18 protein-coding genes are annotated in these 13,321 nt (G+C 65.8%); 7 read left to right on the forward strand and 11 right to left on the reverse strand.

All coding sequences use genetic code 11. The features are described 5' to 3' along the window. Positions 1 to 4 precede the first annotated feature (4 nt). Positions 5 to 562, reverse strand: coding sequence for a hypothetical protein (locus tag ACIQTU_RS13260; protein WP_400547895.1), 558 nt, complete (start codon positions 560 to 562; stop codon positions 5 to 7). Positions 563 to 565: 3 nt separating this feature from the next. Next, a complete protein-coding gene (locus ACIQTU_RS13265; RefSeq protein WP_400547897.1) occupies positions 566 to 1,162 on the reverse strand; it encodes a ComF family protein in 597 nt (198 codons plus the stop codon). An 801-nt stretch (positions 1,163 to 1,963) separates the two neighbouring features. Between ACIQTU_RS13265 and ACIQTU_RS13270 the strand changes: the two genes are divergently transcribed. Together ACIQTU_RS13270 and ACIQTU_RS13275 are read left to right on the forward strand one after the other, a co-directional pair. Then, entirely contained in the window at positions 1,964 to 2,185 is a 222-nt protein-coding gene (locus tag ACIQTU_RS13270) for a hypothetical protein (RefSeq protein WP_400547900.1), read from the forward strand. A gap of 97 nt (positions 2,186 to 2,282) precedes the next feature. Beyond that, on the forward strand, positions 2,283 to 2,612 hold the full coding sequence (locus ACIQTU_RS13275) for a hypothetical protein (protein WP_400547903.1): 330 nt from the start codon (positions 2,283 to 2,285) through the stop codon (positions 2,610 to 2,612). An 85-nt stretch (positions 2,613 to 2,697) separates the two neighbouring features. Here the strand turns inward: ACIQTU_RS13275 and ACIQTU_RS13280 are convergent, their stop codons facing one another. The 7 genes from ACIQTU_RS13280 to ACIQTU_RS13310 form a co-directional block, all read right to left on the reverse strand. Further along, complete coding sequence (locus ACIQTU_RS13280; RefSeq protein ID WP_400547906.1) at positions 2,698 to 2,985, reverse strand: GNAT family N-acetyltransferase; 288 nt, start codon at positions 2,983 to 2,985, stop codon at positions 2,698 to 2,700. 15 nt (positions 2,986 to 3,000) lie between these two features. After that, positions 3,001 to 3,375 carry a hypothetical protein gene (locus ACIQTU_RS13285; RefSeq protein ID WP_400547909.1) on the reverse strand — a complete coding sequence of 125 codons (375 nt, stop codon included), beginning with the start codon at positions 3,373 to 3,375 and terminating at the stop codon, positions 3,001 to 3,003. Positions 3,376 to 3,388: 13 nt separating this feature from the next. Continuing rightward, positions 3,389 to 3,769 carry a serine/threonine protein kinase gene (locus tag ACIQTU_RS13290; protein WP_400547912.1) on the reverse strand — a complete coding sequence of 127 codons (381 nt, stop codon included), beginning with the start codon at positions 3,767 to 3,769 and terminating at the stop codon, positions 3,389 to 3,391. 58 nt (positions 3,770 to 3,827) lie between these two features. Then, a complete protein-coding gene (folB, locus tag ACIQTU_RS13295) occupies positions 3,828 to 4,217 on the reverse strand; it encodes a dihydroneopterin aldolase (RefSeq protein ID WP_400547915.1) in 390 nt (129 codons plus the stop codon). Then, positions 4,214 to 4,750: a 6-pyruvoyl trahydropterin synthase family protein gene (locus ACIQTU_RS13300; protein WP_400547918.1), complete on the reverse strand. Its 537-nt coding sequence runs from the start codon at positions 4,748 to 4,750 to the stop codon at positions 4,214 to 4,216. Before ACIQTU_RS13300 ends, folB begins: the two co-directional genes overlap by 4 nt. A 106-nt stretch (positions 4,751 to 4,856) precedes the next feature. After that, on the reverse strand, positions 4,857 to 5,633 hold the full coding sequence (locus tag ACIQTU_RS13305; protein ID WP_400547921.1) for an SDR family oxidoreductase: 777 nt from the start codon (positions 5,631 to 5,633) through the stop codon (positions 4,857 to 4,859). Next, the gene (locus ACIQTU_RS13310) at positions 5,634 to 6,035 is read right to left on the reverse strand and encodes a dihydroneopterin aldolase (protein WP_400547924.1); all 402 of its coding nucleotides are present in this window, start codon (positions 6,033 to 6,035) and stop codon (positions 5,634 to 5,636) included. A 154-nt stretch (positions 6,036 to 6,189) separates the two neighbouring features. Here ACIQTU_RS13310 and ACIQTU_RS13315 point away from each other — a divergent pair, with 154 nt between their 5' ends. The 5 genes from ACIQTU_RS13315 (at position 6,190) to pgsA (ending at position 10,433) form a co-directional block, all read left to right on the forward strand. Beyond that, the gene (locus tag ACIQTU_RS13315) at positions 6,190 to 6,663 is read left to right on the forward strand and encodes an NUDIX domain-containing protein (protein ID WP_400547926.1); all 474 of its coding nucleotides are present in this window, start codon (positions 6,190 to 6,192) and stop codon (positions 6,661 to 6,663) included. Between the two features lie 11 nt (positions 6,664 to 6,674). Continuing rightward, positions 6,675 to 7,121: a DMT family transporter gene (locus ACIQTU_RS13320; RefSeq protein WP_400547929.1), complete on the forward strand. Its 447-nt coding sequence runs from the start codon at positions 6,675 to 6,677 to the stop codon at positions 7,119 to 7,121. A 16-nt stretch (positions 7,122 to 7,137) separates the two neighbouring features. Beyond that, positions 7,138 to 9,048, forward strand: a complete 1,911-nt coding sequence (gene uvrC / locus ACIQTU_RS13325; RefSeq protein WP_400547932.1) for an excinuclease ABC subunit UvrC — start codon at positions 7,138 to 7,140, stop codon at positions 9,046 to 9,048. Between the two features lie 54 nt (positions 9,049 to 9,102). After that, positions 9,103 to 9,717, forward strand: coding sequence for a carbonic anhydrase (locus ACIQTU_RS13330; RefSeq protein WP_400547935.1), 615 nt, complete (start codon positions 9,103 to 9,105; stop codon positions 9,715 to 9,717). Between the two features lie 83 nt (positions 9,718 to 9,800). Continuing rightward, positions 9,801 to 10,433 (forward strand): CDP-diacylglycerol--glycerol-3-phosphate 3-phosphatidyltransferase, encoded by a 633-nt coding sequence (gene pgsA, locus ACIQTU_RS13335; RefSeq protein ID WP_400547938.1) that lies wholly within the window; start codon positions 9,801 to 9,803, stop codon positions 10,431 to 10,433. Positions 10,434 to 10,472: 39 nt separating this feature from the next. On the opposite strand, the gene ACIQTU_RS13340 is transcribed toward pgsA, so the two are convergent. Together ACIQTU_RS13340 and ACIQTU_RS13345 are read right to left on the reverse strand one after the other, a co-directional pair. Beyond that, complete coding sequence (locus ACIQTU_RS13340) at positions 10,473 to 11,003, reverse strand: GNAT family N-acetyltransferase (protein WP_400547941.1); 531 nt, start codon at positions 11,001 to 11,003, stop codon at positions 10,473 to 10,475. After that, positions 11,000 to 13,138 carry a S46 family peptidase gene (locus ACIQTU_RS13345; RefSeq protein WP_400547944.1) on the reverse strand — a complete coding sequence of 713 codons (2,139 nt, stop codon included), beginning with the start codon at positions 13,136 to 13,138 and terminating at the stop codon, positions 11,000 to 11,002. The genes ACIQTU_RS13340 and ACIQTU_RS13345 overlap by 4 nt, the downstream gene beginning before the upstream one ends. Positions 13,139 to 13,321 lie beyond the last annotated feature (183 nt).

A 13,321-nucleotide genomic window follows, 5' to 3' on the forward strand; every position in this document is an offset into this window, starting at 1 on the left:
ACCGCTAGAGACCAAGACCAAGCTGCACAGAACGAACAGAATTCAGCTTGCTGCTTAGTGAAATTTTCTTTTCGGCTAATTCTCTAGCGCCATCGGACATCTTTGATACAAGAATTTCCAAATCATCCGGCGTCTTTACGTCAAAGAAAACTCCATCCTTGTTCAAATACACCGCAACCATTTTGCGGTCTTTAATCATCTCAATGACGTTACTTAACGTACCGGTACTTTTCTTGTCCCAAACCATCAAGCCAAAATCAGCAACAGCAGCCATTTCCTTATCTTTTGCAGTAAAAAATGCCCTAGTACCCTCTTTGGCATCTACCTTTACTGCAACAACAGGCCAAGAGTTGACATTATTTCTAGGAACGTAACCGCTACAATAAACAATAACGTTTTCAGCAGAAAGATTCTTTAGATACTCCTGCACAGATAAGTCAACTCCACCAGCATCTCCAACTAATACCGTCAGACCTTTATCAACAATATTATTGATCCGAATCAAAAATTCTTCACTAAGGTTCTTTATCGTTATTGACCCAGCTATAAATACTTTAGTCATAGCCTATTTCCACGTACAGCAAATTGAATATACTTGCTCCACCTTACGCCATGACTTTAAAGTATTAACTGCAGTCACCATAGAAGCGCCGCTATCATACAAATCATCAACCATAAGAACATTCCATCGCCCATCGACTAGGTTATCATTTATACGAAATTTGCCTTCGAGCGCTGCTATTTTCTCTTCTTGACTACGCATATTCTTCAAAGCCGGCGCTCCTGCTGGCTGAGCGTCCTTGGTAAGCACATTACTGAACATCGGCACCCCCAATTTTTGAGCAACGGCATCAGCGAGAAGATCGACGGGTTGCACTAGCCTAGCCGTCGTTGCAGGCATCGGGATGACCATACCGATCTCCTGCATCACACGAGCCTCACCAATGGCCGCAGCCATTGCGTCAGCTATAAGCTGAACTTGGGAGTTATCTTGGCGATATTTTAGCTGGAAGAGAGCCTCCCCCATAGGAGTGCGATCAGTCTCGAAAACCGGATGGCCATGCTCATTGTGACCGACGCACACACTTTTCCTTGTGTGTTTGTCCAATGCAAAGCCGAAATCCCATGGCCCTTCGATCAGCTTAGGCTGCTCCAACTTCATAACATCCCCCATCGTATAAAAATCGACGTTCTATATCGATGTTCTATTTTTGAATGCAACCGCAAGGCCATCGCCAGCGCAGAGCACCTTTCCCTCAAGCTTAGAACGAAAAACACACGCCCAACTCACCGCCCCAATCCCGGCAATTTCTCGCCCTTCCCCCTCCGCCATCCCCTTTCGGCTCGCCCTACCTTCCGCCCATGCCACCCTGCGCTCGTTCCGTCGCATGGAGGGCTCGTGAGGCCTGCGACCTTGCGGGCGGCGGGAGCGGATGGAGCGGGGTCCTTGTCGGGCCGCGCGGCGTCCGTCGCGGTCTCCGGTCAAGGGCGCTGAAGCCCAGCGGACAGGTCGCGGCGGTCTTCGCCGCGCGACCTAAGATGCAACGGACGGAGCAAGGGCGAACGCCTGAACCTTCGTCTCGTGGTCTCAAGTAGCCCCCAAGGGCGATAGACCACACGTCAGGACAAGGAGCCGATGGAGCCTGGTAACGGGGCGTTCGACCCGTCCGTCATAGAGGTTCCGGTCAGGGTCGCGGGGTTACGCGGACCGTTCCAGGAGGCCTGTCGCAAGCAGGCCCCTGCCTGCCCCCATCTTCCTGAAGAATTGGGCGCCGGGGGTAGCCGATAAGACCGGCGCCTGCCCCGAGCTCGTGGAAGCCCGTCCGCGCGGAGCGTCAGTCGTCGCCGAAACGGTACACACACATCCACTCCGGGCGTCGGCCCGGCGCTCCGCCCAGCCCTCCACCGCCCGCCGTCCGGCGTGGCGGCGAAACCCGTTGGCCTGAACCAGAGGAAGACCCCCATGGCCCGACCCCGACCCTCGCGCCGCGACCGCGTCGCCGACCCTGACGACGTGAGCGACGTCCATCCCGCCGAGCTGCGGCGACTGCAGAAGGAGTTCTTCTCGCGCGTCGATCACCTGGCCGCCGCCTTCCAGCGCAAGCATGACGAGGCGGTCGCGCGCGGCGCCCTCATGCCGACAAACGGGCCGCCGGACGAACCGCCCTGGACCGCCGGGGCCTGAGGCTTGGGCGCCACAGGGGCGCAAAACCCGGCGTCGGCCTCACTTGTTTGAGGGAACGGCTCGGAAATTGCGGCATTGTCGTGTCGAAGGGTGCATCATGTCCAAACCGAACAGTCCAGAATCCGACGACCGTCCCAACCTGCGGGTGGTCACCTCCCCCGAGGCCGAGGTCTATGACCTGATGCGTGCGCCAGAAACCACCGCCGAACGGGTCAAGCGCCTGCAAGCCGAGGCGCGCGCCCTGGCGCTCGAACAGGTCGAGGCGCTGGAGGAGGTTCTGCTGAAAGCCGCCGACATGGCCAAGGAGATCGCCGAGGGCGGCGACGCCTACCCCGTCGGCGCCCGCGAACTGGCCCACCGCCTGGGCCAGGACCTGCCGGTCAAGGCCGAGACCATGAAGGCCATCATCGCCAAGAGCCATCCATGACGCTGTAGGCCGCGGTCAGAAGGCTCCGCCTTCTCGACCCGACGCGGCCTCGGCGCTTCGCGCAGACCCAGCGAAAAACGCGCTGTCAGCCGACGATGTCGGAGAACTCCGGGTGACGCTTGAGCCACGCCACCGCATAGCTGCAGTGCGGGATCAGGGTCAGCTTCTCGGCGCGGGCGTGCTCGGCCAGGGCCTGCATGAACTTCCCCGCCGCGCCGTGGCCGCGCAGGGCCGGGTGGGCCTCAACGTGAAGGATGACGCGGGCGTGGCCGCGGATGGCGTACTCGGCCCAGACGGGATGCTCGTTCCCCTCGGCGTCGGCGAACTCCTGCTGAAAGCGGCGGTCGGCGGGCTGGTCGCGGAAGGCGGTCACGAAAGGCTCCTCAGATCAGGCCGGCCGGTCGTTCAGCAGGGCCAGCAGACCCAGAACGCTTTTGACCGTGAACCAGATCGACACCAGCAGCAAAAGAAGCCCGAACAGGATCAGGAAGGGAATGCCGATCAGGAAGACCGAGGCCACCGCGCTGACCGCGATCAGGCCCCACAGCACGATGGTGACCCAGAAGACTGACCAGAACAGGCTGATCTGCGCCTCGACGTGCTGGGCCGCCAGCCCCGTCGCGCTGCCGCGATTGGCGTAGGCCAGCACCAGCCCGACCAGCACCAGCACGTTCGCGCTGGGGATCGACAGGATATAGAGGATCCAGGCCACCACCGCGCCGTCGCGCCCGGCGCCGCGCGCCTCCAGGTTCTGATCGGTCATGGCCGGGCCTTTCTCAGTAGAACAGACGATGGGGATGGCGGATGGCGCGGCCTTCCAGCAGGTCCTTCAGGCCCAGGGCGCCGCGCACGATGGTCCACACCGCCATGACGAACAGGACGAAGACCCCGACGTTGATCAGGATCAGCACCACCCCGCCGACGATGGCGGCGACGGCCGCCATCAGGGTCCGCTGCTGGAAGATGAAGTGGCTGCGCGCCACCGGATCGGCTGGCGGCGCCTTGCGCCAGACCCGCAGCAGGCCGATCGCCGCCGCCACGCCGAAGGTCGGCACGGCGAACAGGATCAGGGCATAGCCGACATAGAGGCTGGTCAGGTCGCCGGCCTGGTCGGACGAGGCCGCGCTGTTGCTGCTGTAATCGCCGGACTGGACCATCGGAACCTCTTGAACGAGGCGGGACAATGGCGGGACGAACGGCCCCGCGCAACCGGCCTCAGCGCGAATAGGCGACTTCGCAGCCCGCCGCCGCCGCGCCGGGGATGGCGCCGGGCTTCTCCACCCGGACCTTGACCGCCAGGACGCGAGGATCGTTCAGGCAGGCCAGGGCAACGCGCTCGGCGAAGGTCTCGACCAGGGCGATATGCTCGCCGCCCGCCAGTTCGCGGGCGATCCGGGCCACGCCCTCATAGTCCAGAGTGTCGGACAGGGTGCGGATCGGGGCGGCGCCGAGGTCCAGCTCGACGTCCACGAACAGGGGCTGCAACCGGCCGTGCTCATGAGCGTGCACGCCGATGGCGGCCTGAACCTCCAGACCGCGCACCAGCACGGTCAGCCCCAGACGGCGCGGCTCGGAGACGGTGAAAGGCGTAACGACGGCGCTCACGACCAGGTCTCCGGCGGCAGGATGTCATTGATGCTGAAATCGGCCCGGTCGCACCAGTCGCCCAGCTTCCACGCCCGCTCGGCCTCGGTCAGGCCGCGCGTCAGCACGGTATTGGTCGGTGTCTCCTCAATGGCCAGTTCGGCCAGTCGGAAGGGCAGGCCCTCGGCCTTGAGGATGGCTTCCAATTTCCGCCAGAGCGCGATGACCAGGGCCTCGGTCGTCGGATCGCCGTCTATGGTCAGGACCTGGTTCAGCCGCTGCGGCTCATGCGTCTGGAACCAGTCCAGCAGGGGGTCGGCGCGGTTCAGCTGGAAGGCGTGGTCCAGGCTGCGGTCGACAAAGCCGTGCCAGCGCCGTTTCAGGTTCTCGAACGAGGCGGCGTGGTTGGACTGGCCGAAGGCGATCTCGGCGGTCGGCTCCAGCGTCACCTTGACGAACTCATTATGCCCGTGCGGTACGGCGCACTTGGACCCCGCATCGGCGATCAGCCGGTGCGCCATCGAGAAGCGGCGGGTGAACTGGACGGCAGGCATCAGGGGCAAGGGTTCCGAAAACGCAGTCGCCCCATATAGGCGCCGCGAAGGGTTCGCGCATCAACACCCTGACGGCGGCGAAGTAAAGGCGGGTCCGAGAACAGCGTCAGGGAACCGGAATCCCGTCAAAGGCCACGTCGCGCCCTCGCCCGATCAGGGTCTCGCCCCCGTCGATGGTCAGGTTCTGGCCTGTCAGGCTGGGCGTCTCGAGGATGAAGCGCACGGTGCGGGCCACGTCTTCCAGCGACGCGCCGCGCCCCAGCGGGGTGTCGCGCCACGCCGCTTCGTACTCGGCCTCGGTCTGCTCGCCGCTGCGCAGGATCAGACCGGGAGAGACGCCGCACAGCCGAATGCGGGGCGCCAGCCCCATGGCCATGGTCCGCGTCAGCCCCGCCAGACCGACCTTGCCCGCCGTATAGGCGAAGAAGTCGGGGTTCGGACTGTCCACCTTGTGATCCAGGATATTGACCACCACCCCCTGCCCGTCCGCCGCCTCGACCGCCTTGACGAAGTCGCGGATCAGGAAGACCGGGGCGGTCAGGTTCGACGCCAGATGCTCGCCCCACGACGCCTCGGTCAGGGTTTGCAAGGTATCATAGCGGAACAGGGAGGCGTTGTTGATCAGGGCGTCGACCCGCCCGAAATGGCCGACAACGCGGGCGATCAGGCCGTCGCGCTCGTCCGCCTTGTTCAGGTCCGCCTGAAAGGCCGCGGCGCGCACGCCCATGCCGCTCAGCTCGGCGACCAGCGCCGTCGCCTCATCCGCCCCGCCGCGATGGTGGACGGCCACGTCCCAGCCCGCCTCGGCCAGGGCCCGCGCCATCCCGGCGCCGACGCGACGCGCGGCCCCGGTGATCAGCACCGTCTTGTTCAGGGGTTCCATTCAGCCCGGCCTGCGGCGGAAGATTTCCACGCCCGCGCCGGCGGCCTCGGGGAAGATATGCGGCTTGGTGATCCGCACCCGGCAGGCCTCGACCGGCGGCAGGGCGAAGCAGACGCCGATCAGTTCCTCGACCAGGGTTTCCAGCAGCTCGACATGCTCACGCCCGCGCCAGCCGGATATATGATCACGCACCCGGTCGTAATCGATGAAGCCGCCTTCTGGCAGAGGCCAGGCGGCGAACATCTCGACATTGACGATCAGCCGCGTGGGGCGCTCAGGGTGCCGCTCCCACGGGTGCAGGCCGATGCGCACATCGACCGCCACATCCGACAACAGGACGCGGACATGGTCCCCGGCGTTGCGCCAGTCGAACCCGCCCGCGCCGGCCGCCGATTCAGTCAACCCGGCCGAACTCGTAGAAGTTCACGGCGGCGATGACGGCGATAAAGGTGAAGATGATGCCGATGGCCAGCATGGGAAGTCTCCTGTTCAAAGCTTCGCATAGAGGCAGAGGCGCGACTGTTCAAGCCGCCGCCGCCCGGCCTATCGTCACCCCATGACCACCTGGCGTACCCGAATCGAGCCCTTCACCCGGCCCCTCTTCTTCGCTTGGTCGCGGATGAACCGGGGCATGACCCTGGGCGTGCGCGGAGTGGCGACGGACGCCCAAGGCCGGGTGCTGCTGGTCAAGCACACCTATCTGCATGGCTGGTGGCTGCCCGGCGGCGGGGTGGACCGGGGCGAGACGACCCAGGCCGCCGTGGTCCGTGAACTGCGTGAAGAGGCGGGGCTGATCGCCCGCTCGGAACCGCGGCTGCTGTCGGTCCATTCCAATGAGCGCTTCTTTCCCGGCGATCACGTCCTGGTCTTTCGCATCGACGCCTTCGACATGACCGAGCGCACCAGCCACGGCGAGATCGCCGAGATCGGCTGGTTCCATCCCGACGCCCTGCCCGAGGACGCGACCCGCGCCACCCGCGACCGCCTGGCCGAGATCTTCCACGGCGCGCCCGCCGATCCGAACTGGTAGAGGAAACGCCGATGAACCCGTCCTGGATCGTGATGCTGCTGGTCATGCTCGCGGGCGGGGCGACCGCGCTGCAGGCGCCGACCAACGCCCGACTGGCGAGCGCCGTGGCCTCCCCGGTCAATGCGGCCTTCGTCTCCTTTCTGGTGGGAACGGCGGCGCTGGGCCTGCTGGCCCTGACGCTGCAGACCCGGCCGGACGCGGCGGCGATGAAGGCCCTGCCCTGGTGGGTCTGGATCGGCGGCCTCTATGGCGCGATCTTCGTCGTCACCGCCGCCTGGAGCGTGCCGCGTCTCGGCGTGGCCATGACCGTTATCCTGATGGTGGCGGGACAGATCCTGATCAGCGTCCTGCTGGACCACTTCGGCGCGCTCGGCGTGCCCAAGCAGCCGCTGAACCTGACCCGCCTGCTGGGCGTCCTGCTGGTTTTCGGCGGCGTGCTTCTGGTCCGGCGCGGCTGAGCCTATATCCGCCACGATGACCGACGAGACGATCGACACTGTGGACGAAGCCGCGAGCGACGCGACGACCGAAGCCCTGCCGCTTCAGGCCACCGCCCTGATCGCCGACGAGGCGCGCCGCGCGCCGGACAAGCCCGGCGTCTATCGCATGTACGGCGAGACCGGCGACTGCCTCTATGTCGGCAAGGCCAAGTCGCTGAAGAAGCGCATCGTCCAGTACGCGCAAGGGCGTTTCCACACCCAGCGCATCGGCCTGATGGTGTCGCTGACCCGTTCGATGGAGCTGGTGGTCACCACCACCGAGACCGAGGCCCTGATCCTCGAGGCCGGCTACATCAAGCGGCTGAAGCCCCGCTTCAACGTCCTGTTGAAGGACGACAAATCCTTCGCCGAGATCATGATCCGGCGCGACCACCGCGCGCCCCAGGTCCGCAAGCATCGCGGCGCCCATACCACGCCGGGTGCCTATTTCGGCCCCTTCGCCTCGACCTGGGCGGTCAACCGGACGCTGAACACCCTGCAGAAGGCCTTCCTGCTGCGCACCTGTTCGGACAGCGTCTATGAGACCCGCACGCGGCCCTGCATGCTGCATCAGATCAAGCGCTGCTCGGCCCCCTGCACCGGTCTGATTTCGCTGGAGGACTACGGCGATCTGGTGAAGGAGGCCGAGGCCTTCCTACGCGGCAAGTCGCGCGCCGTCATCGCCCGCCTGTCCGCCGAGATGCAGACGGCCTCTGACGAGATGGAGTTCGAGCACGCCGCCCGGGTGCGCGACCGCATCCGCGCCCTGTCGGCCATCGCCATGGAATCGGGCCTGAACGCCGAAGGGGCCGGCGACGCCGAGGCCGACGTCTTCGCCCTCCATTCCGAGGGCGGTCAGGCCTGCGTCCAGGTCTTCTTCTATCGCGCGGGCCAGAATTGGGGCGGGCGCGCCTACTTCCCGCGCATCGACAAGTCGGACACCGATCCCGAGATCCTCGGCGCCTTCCTCGCCCAGTTCTACGAGGACAAGCCGATCCCGCGTCAGATCCTGTCCAACGTCCGCCCGCATGAGCTGGAGCTGCTGGAAGAGGCCTTCACCTTGAAGTCGGGGCGCAAGGTCGACATCGCCCGCCCTCAGCGCGGCGAGAAGCTGGCCGTCGTCGACTACGCCCTGACCAACTCAAAAGAGGCCCTGGGCCGCAAGCTGGCCGAGAACTCGGCCACATCGAAGATCCTCGACGAGGTCTGCGAGGCCTTCGGTCTGGACGCCCGGCCCGAGCGGATCGAGGTCTATGACAACGCCCACATCCAGGGGACCAATGCGGTCGGCGGCATGATCGTCGCCGGGCCAGAGGGCTTCCGCAAGAACCAGTACCGCAAGTTCAACATCCGCGGCGAAGACCTGACCCCCGGCGACGACTACGGCATGATGCGCGAGGTCATGCGTCGCCGCTTCGGCAAGATGGTCAAGGACGAGGAGGCCGGCGAGGTCGTCGAGCGCCCCGACCTGCTGCTGATCGACGGCGGGGCCGGGCAACTGGCCGAGGTGCTGGCGGTGCTGGCCGACCTGGGTGTCGACGACATCACCGCCGTCGGCGTGGCCAAGGGACCGGATCGGGACGCGGGCAAGGAGCACTTCTTCATGCCCGGCAAGCCGCCCTTCATGCTGCCGATGAAGAGCCCGGCCCTCTACTACATCCAGCGTCTGCGCGACGAGGCCCACCGCTTCGCCAACGGCGCCCACGCCAAGCGCCGTTCAATGGACATCAGCAAGAACCCGCTGGACGAGATTGACGGCGTCGGCCCCTCGCGCAAGAAGGCCCTGCTGCACGCCTTCGGCTCGGCCAAGGGGGTGTCGCGCGCCTCGGTCGCCGACCTGGTCAAGGTCCCCGGCGTCAATCAGGCCCTGGCCGAGCGCATCCACGGCTTCTTCCATAAGTCCTGAAACCGACGCATTTGCGGTTGAGCCGCGACGGGTCGCGGGTCTAGGAAGGCGCTCATGACCAATGAACTGATCAAGGGCTATCATCGCTTCCGCCAGAATCGGTGGCCGTCCGAACGCGCCGAATACGAGGCCCTGGCCACGAACGGGCAAAAGCCGCACACCCTGGTCGTGGCCTGTTCCGACAGCCGCGCCGACCCGGCCCTGATCTTCGACACCGCGCCGGGCGAACTGTTCGTGGTGCGCAACGTCGCCAACCTGGTGCCGCCCTATCAGCCCGACGGCAAGCTGCACGGCGTCTCGGCGGCGCTGGAGTTCGGCGTCAACGTGCTGAAAGTCCAGCACGTGGTCGTCATGGGCCACGCCTCGTGCGGCGGGGTTAACGCCATGCGCAACGGCGCCCCGTCCAACTGCCAGGACTTCGTCGCCCCCTGGGTCGCCCAGGGCGTCCCCGCCGTCAGCGCCGCTCTCGAGGGCGTGGCCGCCGACGAGCAGGAAACCGTGGCCGAGGAGGCCGTGGTCCGCCTGTCGCTGGACAATCTGCGCACCTTCCCCTGGATCGCCGAGAAGGAAGCGGCGGGCGAACTGCGTCTCAGCGGCCTGCACTTCGGCATCGCCGCCGGCATCCTGACCAAACTGACCGGCGCCAAGCGGTTCGAGCGGCTGGACTGAGCCTCGGCCGAGGGCGACAGGTCGTCGCCCTCGCATCGCGCCGCGAACCATGCCACACCGCAGGCGTTGCAATGGACGTGATGATGACTTCTGCCCACAAAGCCAACCCGATCCCGAACATCCTGACCGGCATTCGTCTGGCGGCGGGCGTGGTCATGTTCCTGCTGCTGGCCGGCGCCACCAGCGGCTTCCCCTTCGTCTCGGCCATGCTGAGCCCCGACGACCAGTTCGCCATGTACCGGACGGGCTTCTGGATCTTCGTCATCGCCGCCTCGACGGACTGGATCGACGGCTATCTGGCGCGCCGCTGGAAGGCTGAAACGCGTTGGGGCGCCATTCTCGACCCCATCGCCGACAAGATCCTGGTCACGGGCGCCATCCTGGGCGTGCTGACCTCCGGTTCGGTGCAGCAGATCATCATTCCCTGCGGCCTGATCCTGTTCCGCGAGTTCGCGGTTTCGGCCCTGCGCGAGACCATGGCCGGACGCATCAACCTGCCCGTCACCCTGGCAGCTAAGTGGAAGACCACCCTGCAGATGGTGGCCCTGGGCTGCCAGCTGTTCGCCCGCAACTGGGATGGCTGGGGTCTGCCCTTCGACTACCTGCCCGCATTCCAGCTGTTCTCGGACACCCTGATCTGGCTGGCGGCTCTCATCACCCTGTGGACCGGCTGGCAGTATTTCAACGCCGCCCAGAAGCAGATGCGGGATCTCTGATCCCCGTCGTCGACAAGCTGAAATGAAGAAGGCGCTGGGTTATCCCAGCGCCTTTTCCATGACCACAAACTCCAGCTCCCGCGTCTGCGGCAGACCGAAGCGCTCGTCGTCCAGCGGGAAGGGCCGGGTCTCGCCGGTCAGAACATAGCCCCGGCGCTCGTACCAGGCGATCAGTTCGGCACGCTGGCGGATGACGGTCATCTCCATGCGGGTCGCGCCGAAACGGCTGCGGGCCTCGGCCTCGGCGGCGTCGATCAGCAGACGGCCCAGGCCGCCCGCCTGACGGGCGGGATCGACGGTCAGCAGGCCGAGATAGGCCAGGCCCTGCCCCTGATCCGCCACCTGGACGCAGCCGGTCAGCACGCCGTCGACCTCGGCCAGCAGTATGACGCGGCTGGCGTCGGCGAGAATGTCGAGAAGCTCGGCCTCGTCGGTACGCTGGCCGCCCAGCAGATCAGCCTCGTGAGTCCAGCCCGCCTTGGCGCTATCGCCGCGATAGGCGCTTTCGACAAGGCGGTGCAGCGCCGCCACGTCCGAAGACGCGGCGGGCCGGAAGGTCGCGGCGATCAACGGCGCGTGCGGCGCGGGGCCGCCTTGCCAGCGTTCTGGGGCGCCACGCCCAGTTCCTGAATCAGGTGATCCATACCGTAGACGTCGCGCAGGGCCGTGGTCACGGCCTGGGTGGTGACGATGACGCTGCGGTTGACGTTGCGGTCATAGCCGTAGGCGTTGCGCTGGGTCAGGACGGTGGAGTCGAAGTTGGCGCCGATGATCTCGCCCCTGGCGTTGACGGCGGGCGAACCCGACGAGCCGCCGATGGTGTCGGACGACACGGCCATGTTCATCACCGCGTTCGGGTCGATGCGGTCCTTGGCGGCCAAGAGTTTGGGCGCGACGTTGAAGGGCTCGGCCCCCGTCGCACGATCCCACAGGCCGGCGAAGGTGGTGAAGGCGCCAATGCGCTGGCCCGGAACGTCCGTGCCCTCGACCCGGCCATAGGTCAGACGCAGGGTGCCGGTGGCGTCGGGATAGACAGCGTCGCCATAGACGGCGAAGCGGGCGGCGGCCAGTTGCTCGGAGGCACGGTCGGTCGGCGCCTTGACCTTGTTGTCCCAGTCGGCGCGGACGGCGCGAGCGTCGGCGTCAATGGCCAGGACATACTGGATCAGCGGATCGGTCGAGGCCTGGACGGCGGGCAGCCCCCCTTCCCACAGGGCGCGGCGCACGGCCGGGTCCGCCAGCTTCGTGCCTTCGACCAGGCGGGCCGACAGGGCCTCAGGGCTTTCCTTGCCCAGCAGGGTGCGGACATAGGGGCTGTCGACAGTCAGCCATTCGCGGGTCTTGGACAGCCACCATTCCAGACGGATCTGCTCCAGCGCCGCATAGGTGGGACGCTCGGCGAACAGACCGGACTGGACGCCAGGCAGGCGGCTGTCGGCAAACTCACCCAGACGCTGATCCGACGGCTTTGCGCGTTCCTGAGCGCCGCGGACGATGGCCCGCGCCCACTGGAACAGCGAGGAGCCGCCGCCCACTGAGGTCGTGCCCATGCCCGTGCCGCCTTCCAGCAGAGCCATCGGAGCGTAGAACTCGCGCGCCAGAGGCTGGACCGCCGCCAGCGTCGCCCAGGGATCGCCGACCTGAGCCGACAGGGTTTCATTCTCGGCCACCTGACGATGGAAGACGGTCTCCTGACCGGCCAGCTTGTCCATGAAGGCGGGGTCGGTCAGGGCGCGCATCCGGCCCAGGCCGCGCTTATAGGTGTTCTCGACGCCGACGATGGGATCCATGGCGATGAAGGCCTGCTCCTCGCCCTCCTCGGAATAACGGATCAGACGGCCGCGCAGCTCAGAGGCGATCAGCTGGTCCATCGGCAGAACCACGTCGCGGATGGTCATCAGCTGCGACTGGGTCAGCAGGCGCTGGGTCGATCCGGGGTTGCCGGTGATGAAGACGGGCTCGCCCTCGGTCGGCTTGTTCGGGTTCCAGGTGAAGTGGGTCGGCGTCGCGGCGGGCTTGCCGTCTTCGTACAGGCGAATGAAGGCGGCATCGATGGCGAAGCGCGGGAAGGAGAAGTTGTCCAAATCGCCGCCGAAGGTCGCGGCACGGTCTTCCGGCGCCCAGGCCAGACGCACGTCGGAGTATTTGCGGAACTTGTAGAGCTTGAACTGGCCGCCGCGATACAGGCTGACGACCTGGCAACGGATCTTGGGATCAGAGCCGCAGGCTTCGGTTTCGATACGGCCGGCCTCGGCCTCGCGGGCCTGGGTGAAGGCCTGTCCGTCCAGCCCCTCGCCCGCCTTCTGAACGCGTGCGGTGACGTCGGTGATGTCGGTCAGGATCTCGGCCGAACCGCCGGGGCATTTCAGCTCCTCCTCGCGGCTCTTCGGCGTGAAGCCGGTCTCGGCGTACTGCAGTTGGGGCGTGGACAGGTTGGCGACGCAGGTGGCGACGCAGTGGTTGTTGGTCATCACCAGGCCCTCGCCCGAGATGACGCCCGCCGAGCAGCCGCCGAACTTGACCGACGACAGGCGCACGCGGTCCAGCCAGCCCTGATCGATCGAGGTCCCCAGCGTCTGGTTGGCGCGGGCAATGGGGAAGTTGTCGTAGGTCCACATGCCCTCCTCGGCCCGCGCCGAAGAAGCAACCGAAGAGGCAGCGGCGAAGGCCAGGACGGCGGCCGAGGCGAAGAACATGTGACGCATGAGGAGTTCCTTGTCCTTCTCCCCTTGCGGGAGAAGGTGGGCGCCGGAGCGCTCGGATGAGGGGTGTGAGCGCGAGGTTACGAAAAGGGGTCCCGGCGGCGAGGCTGAAATTCAACCCGCGTCGCCGACACCCCTCATCCGTCCTGCTGCGCATGACACCTTCTCCCGCAAGGGGAGAAGGGT

Origin of the sequence: Brevundimonas sp. NPDC090276 (assembly GCF_044772165.1) — a bacterium.
Taxonomy (GTDB): domain Bacteria; phylum Pseudomonadota; class Alphaproteobacteria; order Caulobacterales; family Caulobacteraceae; genus Brevundimonas.

Excerpts from the sequence above, each read along its gene's own strand:
- ACIQTU_RS13275 (WP_400547903.1), top strand. The coding sequence starts at position 2,283 with ATGTCCAAACCGAACAGTCCAGAATCCGACGACCGTCCCAACCTGCGG.
- ACIQTU_RS13265 (WP_400547897.1), bottom strand. The coding sequence starts at position 1,162 with ATGAAGTTGGAGCAGCCTAAGCTGATCGAAGGGCCATGGGATTTCGGC.
- pgsA (WP_400547938.1), top strand. The coding sequence starts at position 9,801 with ATGACTTCTGCCCACAAAGCCAACCCGATCCCGAACATCCTGACCGGC.
- ACIQTU_RS13270 (WP_400547900.1), top strand. The coding sequence starts at position 1,964 with ATGGCCCGACCCCGACCCTCGCGCCGCGACCGCGTCGCCGACCCTGAC.
- ACIQTU_RS13330 (WP_400547935.1), top strand. The coding sequence starts at position 9,103 with ATGACCAATGAACTGATCAAGGGCTATCATCGCTTCCGCCAGAATCGG.
- ACIQTU_RS13320 (WP_400547929.1), top strand. The coding sequence starts at position 6,675 with ATGAACCCGTCCTGGATCGTGATGCTGCTGGTCATGCTCGCGGGCGGG.
- ACIQTU_RS13260 (WP_400547895.1), bottom strand. The coding sequence starts at position 562 with ATGACTAAAGTATTTATAGCTGGGTCAATAACGATAAAGAACCTTAGT.
- ACIQTU_RS13285 (WP_400547909.1), bottom strand. The coding sequence starts at position 3,375 with ATGACCGATCAGAACCTGGAGGCGCGCGGCGCCGGGCGCGACGGCGCG.
- ACIQTU_RS13290 (WP_400547912.1), bottom strand. The coding sequence starts at position 3,769 with ATGGTCCAGTCCGGCGATTACAGCAGCAACAGCGCGGCCTCGTCCGAC.
- ACIQTU_RS13345 (WP_400547944.1), bottom strand. The coding sequence starts at position 13,138 with ATGCGTCACATGTTCTTCGCCTCGGCCGCCGTCCTGGCCTTCGCCGCT.
- ACIQTU_RS13300 (WP_400547918.1), bottom strand. The coding sequence starts at position 4,750 with ATGCCTGCCGTCCAGTTCACCCGCCGCTTCTCGATGGCGCACCGGCTG.
- ACIQTU_RS13305 (WP_400547921.1), bottom strand. The coding sequence starts at position 5,633 with ATGGAACCCCTGAACAAGACGGTGCTGATCACCGGGGCCGCGCGTCGC.
- uvrC (WP_400547932.1), top strand. The coding sequence starts at position 7,138 with ATGACCGACGAGACGATCGACACTGTGGACGAAGCCGCGAGCGACGCG.
- ACIQTU_RS13315 (WP_400547926.1), top strand. The coding sequence starts at position 6,190 with ATGACCACCTGGCGTACCCGAATCGAGCCCTTCACCCGGCCCCTCTTC.